General features: G+C 67.4%; 12 protein-coding genes. 6 read left to right on the forward strand and 6 right to left on the reverse strand.

Annotated elements, in window-relative coordinates:
* The 3 genes from A1351_RS19525 to ybgF form a co-directional block, all read right to left on the reverse strand.
* On the reverse strand, positions 1-950 hold a 950-nt coding region (locus A1351_RS19525; protein WP_157096388.1), incomplete at its 3' end, for an ATP-dependent metallopeptidase FtsH/Yme1/Tma family protein.
* 205 nt (positions 951-1155) lie between these two features.
* Positions 1156-2166 carry a tRNA lysidine(34) synthetase TilS gene (gene tilS / locus A1351_RS19530; protein ID WP_026598431.1) on the reverse strand — a complete coding sequence of 337 codons (1011 nt, stop codon included), beginning with the start codon at positions 2164-2166 and terminating at the stop codon, positions 1156-1158.
* A gap of 9 nt (positions 2167-2175) precedes the next feature.
* Positions 2176-3291 (reverse strand): tol-pal system protein YbgF, encoded by a 1116-nt coding sequence (ybgF, locus tag A1351_RS19535; RefSeq protein ID WP_157096390.1) that lies wholly within the window; start codon positions 3289-3291, stop codon positions 2176-2178.
* 199 nt (positions 3292-3490) lie between these two features.
* On the opposite strand from ybgF, the gene A1351_RS19540 reads away from it, so the two are divergent.
* The 3 genes from A1351_RS19540 to A1351_RS19550 all read left to right on the forward strand — a co-directional run bounded on the left by A1351_RS19540 (position 3491) and on the right by A1351_RS19550 (position 6906).
* Positions 3491-4348, forward strand: coding sequence for a nuclease (SNase) (locus A1351_RS19540; RefSeq protein WP_245267270.1), 858 nt, complete (start codon positions 3491-3493; stop codon positions 4346-4348).
* Positions 4293-5831, forward strand: coding sequence for a M48 family metalloprotease (locus A1351_RS19545; RefSeq protein ID WP_024879627.1), 1539 nt, complete (start codon positions 4293-4295; stop codon positions 5829-5831). The genes A1351_RS19540 and A1351_RS19545 overlap by 56 nt, the downstream gene beginning before the upstream one ends.
* Positions 5832-6030: 199 nt before the next feature.
* Positions 6031-6906 (forward strand): RNA polymerase factor sigma-32, encoded by an 876-nt coding sequence (locus A1351_RS19550; RefSeq protein WP_024879628.1) that lies wholly within the window; start codon positions 6031-6033, stop codon positions 6904-6906.
* 90 nt (positions 6907-6996) lie between these two features.
* Here A1351_RS19550 and A1351_RS19555 read toward each other — a convergent pair whose 3' ends face one another.
* Positions 6997-7782 carry a CarD family transcriptional regulator gene (locus A1351_RS19555; RefSeq protein ID WP_245267272.1) on the reverse strand — a complete coding sequence of 262 codons (786 nt, stop codon included), beginning with the start codon at positions 7780-7782 and terminating at the stop codon, positions 6997-6999.
* 331 nt (positions 7783-8113) lie between these two features.
* Between A1351_RS19555 and A1351_RS19560 the strand changes: the two genes are divergently transcribed.
* Positions 8114-8698 carry a hypothetical protein gene (locus A1351_RS19560; protein ID WP_024879631.1) on the forward strand — a complete coding sequence of 195 codons (585 nt, stop codon included), beginning with the start codon at positions 8114-8116 and terminating at the stop codon, positions 8696-8698.
* Between the two features lie 346 nt (positions 8699-9044).
* Here A1351_RS19560 and fdxA read toward each other — a convergent pair whose 3' ends face one another.
* A complete protein-coding gene (fdxA, locus tag A1351_RS19565; RefSeq protein ID WP_018265898.1) occupies positions 9045-9383 on the reverse strand; it encodes a ferredoxin FdxA in 339 nt (112 codons plus the stop codon).
* Between the two features lie 113 nt (positions 9384-9496).
* Between fdxA and A1351_RS19570 the strand changes: the two genes are divergently transcribed.
* Entirely contained in the window at positions 9497-10330 is an 834-nt protein-coding gene (locus A1351_RS19570) for an RMD1 family protein (protein ID WP_018265897.1), read from the forward strand.
* A gap of 25 nt (positions 10331-10355) precedes the next feature.
* Positions 10356-11519, forward strand: a complete 1164-nt coding sequence (locus A1351_RS19575; protein ID WP_064033725.1) for an MFS transporter — start codon at positions 10356-10358, stop codon at positions 11517-11519.
* Here A1351_RS19575 and miaA read toward each other — a convergent pair.
* Positions 11506-12380, reverse strand: an 875-nt coding sequence (gene miaA, locus A1351_RS19580) for a tRNA (adenosine(37)-N6)-dimethylallyltransferase MiaA (RefSeq protein WP_064033726.1), incomplete at its 5' end; no start/stop codon positions are given. The two genes, A1351_RS19575 and miaA, sit on opposite strands and share 14 nt — an antisense overlap.

The following is a 12380-nucleotide window of genomic DNA, read 5'->3' on the forward strand; positions in this document are numbered from 1 at the left end:
AAGCGGCCCGGACGCATCAAGGCCGGATCGAGCACGTCGGGGCGGTTGGTCGCGGCGATGAGGATGATGCCCTCATTGGCTTCAAAACCGTCCATCTCGACGAGCAGCTGATTGAGCGTCTGCTCGCGCTCGTCATTGCCGCCGCCGAGGCCGGCGCCGCGGTGACGACCAACCGCGTCGATCTCATCGACGAAGATGATGCAGGGCGCGTTCTTCTTCGCCTGCTCGAACATGTCGCGCACGCGGCTGGCGCCGACGCCGACGAACATTTCGACGAAGTCCGAGCCCGAGATGGTGAAGAAGGGCACATTGGCCTCGCCGGCGATGGCGCGGGCGAGCAGAGTTTTACCCGTGCCGGGCGGTCCGACGAGCAGCACGCCGCGCGGAATGCGTCCGCCGAGGCGCTGGAATTTCTGCGGATCGCGCAGAAACTCGACGATCTCCTGAAGGTCTTCCTTGGCCTCGTCGACGCCGGCGACATCCTCGAAGGTGACGCGGCCCTGCGTCTCGGTGAGCAGCTTGGCCTTGGACTTGCCGAAGCCCATGGCGCGCCCGGCGCCGCCCTGCATCTGGCGCGACAGGAAGATCCACACACCGAGGAAGGCGATGAGCGGCAGGCCGTTGATGAGCAGAGTCATCAGCCAGCTGTTGCCGTCGGCCGGCGGACGCGCGCTGATGGCGACATTCTTCGCGGTCAGGTGCTGCACGAGCGACGGATCATTGGGCGCATAGGTCGAGAACGGCCGATTGTCGGAGAAGTGCCCGGTGATCTCATTGCCGGCGATCGTCACATCGTGGACGCGGCCCTGATCGATCTGCGTGAGCAATTCGCTGAAGGTGATATCGCGGATCGGAGTCCGCTGACCCGGCTGCTGGAACAGCATGACGAGCGCCACGACGAGGAGCCCGATGATCGCCCAGAGAGCGATGTTCCTGAAGTTTGCGTTCATGTCGAACCTTGCGAATGACGATTCCGCCGGGGCCATCCCGGAAAACAGAAGTCGTTTCTTGTAATCTAGGCGCGTCGGGCGCGATTGCCAAGAGATTGCCCTCGCCGCAACGTTCTCGCCGTCTCGCGATGCGCGCGTCGCGTGCGTTTCGCAGCGCGAAGAGGCGTGTCGCCGAGGATCATACGATCGAAGCGGAGTGGCTTTTTTACGGCCGTGGCGTGATTTCGGCGCGCCGCCGCGGCGGCTCGGGCGTAATGGCGAGTGCGCCGCCGGCCAATGTCAGGCACGCCCCGCCCAATGTGGTCTTGAAGCGCCCTTCGGCCGCCAGCGCCTCCGCCAGCCTTTGGCCGGCGCGCTCGAGCCGCTCGAGCCGCGGCTCGCCGCCGCCGATGCGGGCGATCTCGGCCGCCAGCAGGCGCAGCAGCAGCTCGCGCGGCAGCGCGCGCAGAGCCCCGGCCTCGGCGCGAAACAGCCCCGGGCCGCGCTCGGCCGCAAGCTCCAGCGCAGCGCGCGCGGCGGACCAGGCGAGCGCCTCCTCGGCGCGGGCGGCGCGGGCCGAAAGGCGCAGCAGCGCTTCGGCGTCGAGCCCCTCCGCCGCAAGGGTGTGGGCCAGACGGCGCAGCCGCACGCGCGCATAGGCGGGGTTCTCATTGGAGGGATCGCGGATGAAAGCATGCTCCGCGGCGGCGCAGAGACGCTCCAGCTCCGTCTTGCGAAAATGAAGCAGCGGCCGCAGCAGCGCCAGCCCGTCCACGCGCGACTCCATGGCCATAGCCGCGAGTCCGGCGACGCCGCTACCGCGCGTCAGCCGAAACAGCGCCGTCTCGGCCTGATCGTCGGCGTGATGGGCGGTGACGATGGCGCTCGCGCCGATCTCCCGCGCGCGCTCGCAGAGCAGGCGATAGCGCGCCTCGCGAGCGCGCTCCTGAATGCGGGTGGCGGGCTTTTCGCCTTCCCACCGCAAAATATGATGAACAAATCCCAAAGCGCGCGCCCATTCGCCGACCTGCGCCGCCTCCTGCGCCGCTTCGGCGCGCAACCCATGGTCGACAGTGGCGATCTCGACGCGCTTCCGCGCGCGCAATTTCCAGCGTGCGGCGAGCAGAGTGAGAGCAATGGAGTCCGGCCCGCCGGAGACGGCGAGCAGCAGCGCGTCATGGGCCGCGAGCGGCGCCAGCGCATGGTCGGGATCGGGAAGCGGCGGCTCAACGGGCATTTGCGCCCGTCAGCATCGCACCTTCTTGCTTTCTTGCTGAGCGATTTCTTTCACTCGCGCCGACGCGCCCGGATATTTCACCGCGATCTCGCCGAAGGAGGCGCAGGCCTGCTCGTTTGCGCCGATCTCATGCAGCGACTGGCCGAGCCGCAGCATGGCCTCAGGCCCCTGCGGCGAGGCCGAATGCTTGGCGGTGATCTCGAGATATTTTTCCGCCGCCTCGCGATAGCGCTTCCGCAAGAAGTAGCTCTCGCCCAAGTTGAAGATCGCTTGCGGCGCCAGCCGGCTCTTCGGGTTTCGGGTGAGAAAGCCGGCGAAACCCACTTCAGCGGCTTCATATTCGCCTTGACGCAATTTGGCGACGGCGAGGTCGAACTCGTCCCTCGGCGTCTGGGGAGCTGTGGGCGTCGGCGAGAGCACGGCGGAAGGACCGGGCGTCGGCGGAGCGGCCGGCGGGGGCGCTGGAGCGTCGAGCCGCCCATGGACGAGATCGAGCGGAGCGCCCGGCGAGCGCAGATCGGAGCCGCCGCTTGCCGATGCGGCCGCTGGCAGCGGCGCGCTCGGGGGCGTCGAGCCGAGAGGACGCGGCGCGCCCGGCGCATTGGGGTTGGAGCCGGCGTCGAAAGCGTCATTGTGGCGCGTTCCGGCGGAGGCGCTCGGCCCTGGGCCGGGATCGAGAGCGTCGTTGCGCCGCGGCCCGACCGGGGAGATGGTGCTCGGGCCGGGGAGGGACGTCTCCGGCGTCGCGGCCACGCGCGGCGCTTGTGTCGGAGGGGCGGAGGCCGCGCCCTCCTGAGCGCGCCGCAGCTGCTCCTCGAGCCGCCGCACATTGTGCTGCAGCTCCTCGACCTGGCCGTTGAGGGCGCGAATCTGGTTCTCGAGCCGATCGATGCGCACGCTCGAGGCGCTCGCCTCGCGGCTGGCGGCGTCCTCCTCGGGATCGCGATGGCCGAAGAGCTGCGTCACATCGAGACGGCGGCCGATATTCTGGCCGATGTTCTGTATGCCCTGGCCGAGCTTGTCGAGGCGAGAGCCATTATCGGATTCGGCGGCGAGCGCCGCGCCTGCGGCCATCATGGCGCCGAGGGCGGCGCCGGCGAAAATGGAGCGTGACGAAAGGGTCATGGGGGAATCGATCGCGAGAGCAGTGCGGGACGAGGCGTAGCATAAGCCGGCTTTCGGCCAAAATTTGACGAAGCCGCGGCGAGCGTCGCGCGAGATGTGGCGAAGACAAGTCTTCTCGCTGGTGATCTGCATGGTATCGAGAGCGAGCCTTCAGGCTCGCTCTTGCGCTCTCGCGACAGTTTCGCTCGCAATGTTTGGAATGATGAAGCTTCGCCACGCCGCTCGCCTCTTCGTCTGCGTGGGCGCCTTTCATGCGCCCTGCCTCGGCTCGGCGCAGGAGGCGGCGGGCGTCTGCGCGCTCGAATCCGCTGTTCCGGTCGAGATCGCGGCGCCGGGCTTCGATCTCGAGCTTTGGACGATGGACGGCCGCCGCCTGACCCTTTCGGGGCTCGAATTGCCGCCGGGCGCGGCCGCGCGCGAAAGCTTGCAGCGCTTCCTCGCCGAGCGTCTGCGCGCCGGTAGGCTGGTCTTTCTCGCGTCTCCGACGGCGACGCCGGACCGCTGGGGAGCGGCTGCGGCGGGGCTCTTCGTCGAAGGGGAGGGGAGCGACGCGCCTCTCGTCTCGCTGGCGGAAGCGGCGATCGCCGCAGGGCTCGCGCGCTTTCGCCCCGATCCGGCCGCATTCGCCTGCCGCAATGGGCTGCTCGCCGCGGAGGAGCAGGCGCGCAGACGAAAGCTTGGACTTTGGACCTCGGGCGAGTATCACATCCTCGACGCCGGTCGGCCCGAAACGCTCTTCGGGAAGAAGGGCATGGTTCTGGTGGAGGGCGTCGTCGGCGCGATCGGCGAGGCGGGGGGCTCCCTCTATCTGAATTTCGGGCCGCGCCGCGGAGATTTCGCTGTCGTGATCTGGAAACGCAATCTCGAGACATTCGTGCGGGCCGGAACGTCGCCCAGAATGCTCACGGGGCGGCGAGTGCGCGTGCGAGGATTGATTGACACAGCTTTTGGACCGCGCATGGAGCTCGTCTCTCCGGCGCAGATCGAGCTCCTCGGCGAACGTGTCGGAGACGAACGGGTCGGAGGCGAACGCCTGGGCTCGTCCGGCCGGCGGTGACGTGCGGCCGGCGGTCGGCGCGCGTCTCGCCGCTCTCGCGGTCTTTGTCCTCCTCGGCCTTTCCGGCTGCGCCCAGCTCGAGCAGCAGGGCGAGCTGCTCAATGGCGCCGCCGCGCAGCGCGGGCGCCTGCCCCCGACCGTGCCGCGCACAGTGGGCGGCGAGCAGCCTTCCACCGCCGAGCACAAGGAGCTGGTCTCGCAATTCGGCGGCGAATATCGCTTCCCTGTGGCGGAGCGCTATCTCGACGAAATATTGGTCAAGCTCGCGCAGGCGAGCGACACGCCCGGCCAGGCCGCCTATCGCGTGACGATCCTCAACACGCCGGTGGTCAACGCTTTCGCTCTGCCGAGCGGCAATCTCTATGTCACGCGCGGCCTGCTCGCGCTCGCCGGCGACGCCTCCGAGGCGGCGGCGGTGATGGCGCATGAGATCGCCCATGTGAGCGCGCGCCACAGCGCGCTGCGCGCCGAGCGCGAGCGTGAGGCGGAGGTCATCAGCCAGGCCGCCGCCGTTATCCAGAGCAAGCAGAAGGGCGATGACGTGCGCGCCTCGCAGCGGCTCTCCTTCGCGAGCTTCTCGCGGCTGCAGGAGCTGGAGGCCGACGCCATCGGCGTGCGCGTGGTGGCCCGCGCGGGCTTCGATCCGTACGGCGCGTCGCGCTTCCTCGCCGCGCTCGGCAAATCGGCGGAGCTGCGCGCCGTTCTCTACGGCAAGAAGAAAACGCCCGACCTCGACATATTGGCGACGCATCCCTCGACGCCCGATCGCATCGCCAAGGCGGTCGCGGCGGCGCGCCAGATCAGCGCGCCCGGCGTCGGCTCGCGTGATCGCGAGGGCTATCTCGCCGCGATCAACGGCCTCGCTTATGGCGACGATCCCAATGACGGCTTCGTGCGCGGCCGCAAGTTCGCGCATCCGCGACTGCGCTTCTCCTTCGTCGCGCCGGAGGGTTTTCTGCTCGAGAATTCGAGCGAGGCGGTCTTCGGCGTGAAGGAGGGCGACGACGAGGCGCTGCGGCTCGACCGCGTTCGCGCGCCGGTCGGCAAGACGCTCGAGGCCTATGTCGAATCGGGCTGGGTCGACGGGCTCCTGCGCTCGTCGATGAAGCGCATCGACGTCAACGGATTGCCGGCAGTGGTCGCCAGCGCGCGCGCCGGAGAATGGAATTTCAAGCTCGCCGTCATACAGATCGACGACGAGCTCTATCGGCTGATTTTCGCCGTGCGCGCGCTCGACGACGCGGCGGAGCGACGTTTTGCCGCCTCTGTCGCGACATTCCGACGCTCGAGCTGGGAAGAGTCGCTGGACGTGCGTCCGCTGCATCTCTTCATCGTGAGCGCGGGCGCGGACGATACGGCGGAATCCATGGCGCAGCGCATGGTCGTTCCCAATCGTCCGCTCGAATATTTTCAATTGCTGAACGGCCTCGAGCATGGAGGCCGCCTCACGCCGGGCGAGAGATACAAGCTCGTCGTCGAGTGAGAAACGCTCACGGCTGATGGAACCGTCGCGCTCCGAAAATGTTGTAAGCCTTAGAATTCCCGGGGGGGCGGACGGCGGCGCCGGTTGCGTGACCGCTCGGGGATTCTCCTCAATCGAGGCATCGTCGTAGCGCTTTTTACTCGATCGATCCCTTCGATCGAAAGCCTTTCGCGCGCGACTGCCACCCCGGAGAGCGAGAATGGCTTATTTGCCCGGAGTTGGACGCGAGCTCGTGAAAGCGGCGATGGATGCGCCCTTTCTCGAACGCGAGGAAGAGAAACGTCTGGCGGTCGCCTGGAAAGACCATAAGGACACGGATGCGTTGGACAAGCTCGCCTCCGCGCATATGCGGCTGGTGATCGCGCTCGCCGTGCGCTTTCGCCATTACGGCCTGCCCGTCGCCGATCTGGTGCAGGAAGGACATGTCGGCTTGCTCGAGGCGGCCGCGCGTTTCGCGCCGGAGCGCGACGTGCGCTTCTCCACCTATGCGACATGGTGGATTCGCGCCTCGATCCAGGACTATGTGCTGCGCAATTGGTCGATCGTGCGCGGCGGCACCAGCTCCTCGCAAAAGGCGCTGTTCTTCAATCTTCGCCGGCTTCGCGCCAAGCTCGCGCATGCGCCGCAGTCGGAGGCGGGCGACGCCTTTCAGGCCATCGCCGGCGCCATTGGCGTCTCGCGCGCCGATGTCGAGCTGATGAACTCGCGTCTCGCGGGCTCCGACGTCTCGCTCAACAGCCAATTGGTGGAGGATGATTCCTCTACTTCCGCCGAGCGCATGGATTTCCTCGTCGACGATCGGCCGCTGCCGGACGAGGTCGTCGAGGATCGCGTCGATTCCGGTCGCCGCGCGCGCTGGCTCGCCGATGCGCTGAAGCTATTGTCCGAGCGCGAGCTGCGCATCGTGCAGGAGCGGCGGCTCAGCGAGAGCCTGGTGACGCTGGAATCGCTCGGCGATCGTCTCGGCATATCGAAGGAGCGCGTACGCCAGATCGAGAATCGCGCGCTGTGCAAGCTGCGCAAGGCGCTGACCAAAGCCCAGGAGACGCCAGAGACGACTGCCGCCGCCGAGTGAGGGGCGGCGCAGATCGCTCCTCGCCGAGGCAAAAAAAACGCGGCCCCGACGGGCCGCGTTTTTTCGTCAAATCGAAAGAGGGGCGCGACGTCAGGCGGCGCGCTCTTCGACGTCGTCCTCTTCGCCCTCGTCGTCGCTCGCATCGTCGCTGGCGTCCGCTTCGGAGTCGCCCTTCGGACCGCCGCGGCGCGGACCCTTCTGCAGGAAGGACTCGATCAGCTTGAGCGATTCCGAATCGAGCAGCTTGCGCACGGCCGCGACCTCGCGCGCCATGCGATCGAGCGCCGCCTCATAGAGCTGGCGCTCCGAATAGGACTGCTCCGGCTGCGTGTCGGACCGGTAGAGATCGCGCACCACCTCGGCGATGGTGACGAGATCGCCGGAATTGATCTTGGCCTCATATTCCTGCGCGCGGCGCGACCACATGGTGCGCTTGACGCGGGCGCGGCCGCTCAGCGTCGAGAGCGCCTTGTCGACGACCTCGGTCTCGGCCAGCTTGCGCATGCCGACGGTGGCGACCTTGCTGGTCGGCACCTTCAGCGTCATCTTGTCCTTGATGAAGCTGACGACGAACAGCTCGAGGCTGAAGCCGGCCACTTCCTGCGTCTCGATCGCGATGATCTGTCCGACGCCATGCGCCGGATAGACGACGAACTCGTTCGTCTTGAACCCGAGCTTCTGCGCCGAGGTCTTCGCCTTCACGGCGACGGCGGGGCTCGGCTTGATGGGGGCCGCAGCCGCGGTGCGCGCGGCGACAATGGCCTTGGGCGAAAGGGCCGAGCCCGTCGCGGCGCTCGTGGGAGCGGCGGGGACGGGGGCTCTGGGCGCCGGCGAAGATTTGGCGTTGATCGCCTTTCCTTGTGTCGATTTTGGCACTGGAATGGTTTCGCTCGAAGCTGGAGTTGAAACGGGCGCCGTCGCATTCGGCTCGCTCGCCCCCGCATCGGGGACGTGCGCGGAGGCGGCGACGTCGGAGTGCTCGATATCGGTTTTGATCGCGCTCTGGCGCAAGGGCGTTGTAATTCTCGTCTCCCCAGTTACGCCGGCCGCAACGGCGGTTGAAGTCTCATGTGAAGTTCCCTGCGGAGCCGCTTTCGAGGCCTGCGGGCGGGTGGCCTCGACCGGCGCCTCGATGCTCGGCGCAGCGATGCTTTTCGCGTGAGGCGGAGCCTCGGCGTTTTTCGTCGGCGCGGCGCTCGCGCTGCGCTTGGCGTCGCTGGTATGGGCGGCGCTGGCGCGGGCTCTGGCCTTGCCACTCGCGGCCTTTGGCGCCGCGACGCCTTTTGCGGCGGCAGCCTTGCCGCTTCTCGAGGCAGCCGATTGCGAGGCGCCCGAGCGGGCCGCGCTCGCCTTTGCCGCCGTCTTGGCGGCGGCGCGCGTTCTGGCGGCGGCTCCCGTCTTGGTCCCGGCCTTGCTAGCCGTTGTTCTCGAAGCAGTCTTGCTCGAAGCGGTCGTTCTCGCGGCCGTCTTCCCGGCGGCGGATTTCGCGCTTTTGGCCGAAGCCGGGGCCTTGGCGGAAGCTGCGCTCTTCGATGAAACGGAGGTTTTGGCGGAAGCGGAGGTTTTGGTCGCCGGGGTCTTGCTGGTCTTGCCGGCGGCGCTCGCGCTCGCGGGCTTTTTGGTCGAAGGCTCCGCCGCGGCGGCCGAGGTCCGCGCCGTCCTGCTTTCCGCGCCGCGTCGCGCTCCGGCGACGGACGCCTTGCGGTTCTTTGCGGTCTTCTTGCTGGACGAGGGCATACGCGGATACTCCTTCTGTTGCCCCGCTGTGGAGACGGGACGGGAAGCCTCGTGACCGAATGGGCTCATCGCGCCCCGGCCAGGACAGCGCCAATGACCGCGCATGCTTTGGCTGGCGAAAGTCCGACGCTTCTACAATATAGAGCCGACGTTGGCGGCGAACGCCGCCTTCTTCGCCCGTTCTCGATGTTGGCGGCTGGCCGCTATTTCCGGCTGTGGAAATCGCGACGCTTGCGCCCCTCGCGCCCGAAAGCTAATTCTTAATGTTCCGTATATCATGTGGTACGGGAAAAATCAAAGGAAAGGCGCCGGCGCCTTTCCGCATGGTTACGAGCGGCCGCGCTGGCGCCGTTGAATCTCTTAACGATTTCGCGAGCGCGTCCGCTGTGGACGGCGAGGCGTCAGTCGCCTTCGCCCGGCTCCGGCGAGAAATGCGCCTCCAGCTTGCCGGGCTTGCCGTCCCATTCCTTGGCGTCGGCCGGCGGGTCGCGCTTGACCGTCACATTGGGCCAAGTCTGAGCGTATTCCGCGTTCAGCGCCATCCACTTCTCGAGGTCCGGCTCGGTGTCGGGCTTGATCGCCTCGGCCGGGCATTCAGGCTCGCACACGCCGCAGTCGATACATTCGTCCGGATGGATCACCAACATGTTGGCGCCTTCGTAGAAGCAGTCCACAGGACAGACTTCGACGCAATCCATATATTTGCACTTGATACAGTTTTCCGTGACGACGTAAGGCATGGGGCGTCCTCGATCCGCGGGCTTGCTAGCGTTTTTGAGAATGGGTTGCAAGCGGCCTCCCGGCCCGCGCGGCGCGCATGATATCCTGCGAGGGGTTGGAAGGGAATCGGTCTATGGCGGAAATCGAATCGGCCTCGCAGGGCGTCTCGGCGCTGCCGGCGGCGCGTTGCGTGACGGCGCGGGCCTTGCTGCTCGGTGAGCGAATCGATACGGGCGGGCTCGAGCGCGCCGATCTCGTCTCCACATCGCCGCTCGCCTTTCCGGCGGGGCAGTCGGGCTTTGTCGTGCTCTACCGATTCGGCGTCGCCGTGCTGTTCGGCCTGTCGCCGCTCGAGGAGGACGAGATTCTGGCCAAGGTGGGCGCCCGCGTCGCCGGCGCCGCCGCGCGCCGCGACGACGAGACCCTGGTGCTCGAGATCACGCCCGAGGGCGACGACAAGACGCTGGCCAATGGCCGCCTCGCGATCAAGGACGCCTCCGGCGAGCGGCTTCTGGTGGTCGCCGACGCGCTGGCCAAGAGCGTGGCGCTCGCCCGCGACGAGCGGCGGGTCAACGCCGTCTTCGATACGATCGAGCCTTTCGCCGCCGAGCTCGCCAGCAAGGGGCGGCCGCCCTTCCGGCGTCGCGCCATGCTGGAGCTCATCGGCCAGACGCTGCTGGTGCAGCATCGCGTTTCCGGCCGTGTGGCCGTGGAGGACAAGCCGGACGTGCTCTGGGACCGGCCCGATCTCGAGCGCCTCTATTCGAGGCTCGAGGATGAATATGAGCTGGAGGCGCGCGGCCAGACGCTGAAAGCCAAGGTCGATGTCATCGGCGAGACGGCGCGGGCGCTGACCGAAATCATCGACGTCGACCGCTCCGTGCGGCTGGAGGCGACCGTCGTCGTGCTGATTCTCGCGGAAATTCTGCTGACCTTGTTCCAGATCTTCGTGCAGCGGGCGCATTGAGGGCATTGATGCCGGACGTGCGCGCGTGACCCTCGGCCAGCTCTCCATTCTGGCCGCGGCTCTGTTTCTGGTCGGCTCGGCGGAGGTCGTCGCCGGGCCGCTGATGACCGCAATGGCGCCGGATTTCGGCGTGCCGCCGGCGGCCATCGCCTATCTGCCGGCGGCCTATGGCCTCGCCTATGCCGGCTTCGCCATCATCGCCGGGCCTTTGTCCGACCGATTCGGCCGCAAGCGTCCGTTGCAGGCGGGGCTGCTCGGCTTCTCGCTGCTCAGCGCAGCGCTCGCCAACTCCTCCAATCTTTCCGTGGCCATAGCGCTCAGCGGCCTGGCGGGCCTCTGCGGGGCTTTCGTCCAACCCAATTCCCTGTCCTTCGTCGCCGATTCCTCGTCGCCCGAGGAGGTGGATATTCGCACGGCGCGCGTTTTCGTCGGGCTGATGTCGGCTTTCGTCATCACGCCCTCCATCGCCGGATGGATCGCAGACCGTTTCGGCTGGCGCTACGCCTATTATCTTCTGGCGCTGCTGGCGGCGCTCGCCTTTGTGGCGGTCTCGGCGGCCTTCCGGTCCGGCCGCGCGCATGGCGGCGGCGTGGTCTCCTTCGTCGCCACCCATAGAGGCGCGCTGGCGACGCCGGGCGTCCTGCGACGTCTGGCGGCGAGCTATTTCTGGCTGGGCTCGGTGGCGGGCTTCGGCGTGGTGGTCGCGGATGTCGCGGCGCGCAAGCTGTCGCTCTCGCCCACGGACGCCGGCCTATTGGCGGGCTTCTTCGGCCTCGTCACCATCGCCGGCAATCTCGCCGGACCTTTCGTGCGCAGCCTGCTCTCCTATAGGGCGTTGCCCATCGCCTGCGTTTCGGCCTCGGCTGGCGTTTTCGCCTTTGCCCTGCCGGCCGGCTCGGTCGCGCAGCTCGCACTCATCGGATTGCCCTGGGCCTTCGGCTATGGCTGTGGCGGTCCGCTGCATCATGCGCGGCTCAGCGGTATGTCCACGCAATTTCGCGGCACGATCAATTCCTATCACGCGAGCCTGCTCAACCTCGGCATTTTCTCGACGTCCTTCCTGTTCGGCGCGCTGGCGCCGAACAGTCTTGCGCTCTTCTTCGCGCTGATCGGCGGAATATCGCTGATCGGCGCGTCGCTGCTCGCCTTCGCCAATCTCAGCGAGCGGCGCGCGCCTACCGGCCGATGAAACGCGCCGCCTCTTCGACGACCGCGTCTGTCTCTCCGGGCGCGATCCAGCGAAACGATGGCAGCTGATGGCGCGCGAAGGTGAATTGCCGTTTCGAATAATGGCGCGTGTCGAGCTTGCCCTGCAGGGCGGCCTCCTCGAGCGCCAGCTCGCCGCGCAAATAGCGCAGCAGATGCGGCGCCCCATGCGCGCGCATGGCCGGCAGCGCGGGGTCGAGACCGCGCGCGCCCATCGTCTCCACCTCCTCGAGCGCTCCTTTGCGGAGCATTTCGTCGAAACGCGCGTCTATGCGCGCATAGAGCTCGTCGCGCGGCGGCGCGAGGAAAAAGCCGAGGCATTCGGATTGGTCGAGCAGCGAGGCCATGCGCGCGCCCTGGAAGGAGGCGAGCGGTTTTCCCGTCGCCTCGAGCACTTCCAGCGCGCGCAGAATGCGCTGCGGATCAGAGGGCCGAAGCTTCGCCGCCGTCTCGGGGTCGCGCTCGGAAAGACGCGCGTGCAAATATTCCGGCGCGCGTCCTTCCGCCTCGGAGCGGATTTTCTCGCGAATCTCGGGCGGGACTTGCGGAATATCCGAGAGTCCGTAGAGCGCGGCCTTGTAGTACATGCCCGTGCCGCCGGCGACGATGGGCGTGACGCCCTCCTTCTCGAGCGTTTCGAGCAGGAGGCGAAAATCCTTGAGCCAGCGGCCGACGGAATAATTCACCGAAGCGTCGACATGGCCGAACAGCTCATGGCGGATGCTGCGCTCTTCCTCCAATGTCGGGCGCGCGGTCAAAATGCGCAGGTCGCGATAGACCTGCATCGAATCGGCGTTGACCACAGCGCCGCCGATGCGCCGCGCCACGGCGAGCGCGAGAGCGG

The sequence above is a fragment of the Methylosinus sp. R-45379 genome (genome assembly GCF_001644125.1).
Classification (GTDB): domain Bacteria; phylum Pseudomonadota; class Alphaproteobacteria; order Rhizobiales; family Beijerinckiaceae; genus Methylosinus.

Coding starts and splice junctions, on each gene's coding strand:
- tilS (WP_026598431.1), bottom strand. CDS start 2,166: ATGCCCGTTGAGCCGCCGCTTCCCGATCCCGACCATGCGCTGGCGCCG.
- ybgF (WP_157096390.1), bottom strand. CDS start 3,291: ATGACCCTTTCGTCACGCTCCATTTTCGCCGGCGCCGCCCTCGGCGCC.
- A1351_RS19540 (WP_245267270.1), top strand. CDS start 3,491: ATGATGAAGCTTCGCCACGCCGCTCGCCTCTTCGTCTGCGTGGGCGCC.
- A1351_RS19550 (WP_024879628.1), top strand. CDS start 6,031: ATGGCTTATTTGCCCGGAGTTGGACGCGAGCTCGTGAAAGCGGCGATG.
- fdxA (WP_018265898.1), bottom strand. CDS start 9,383: ATGCCTTACGTCGTCACGGAAAACTGTATCAAGTGCAAATATATGGAT.
- A1351_RS19570 (WP_018265897.1), top strand. CDS start 9,497: ATGGCGGAAATCGAATCGGCCTCGCAGGGCGTCTCGGCGCTGCCGGCG.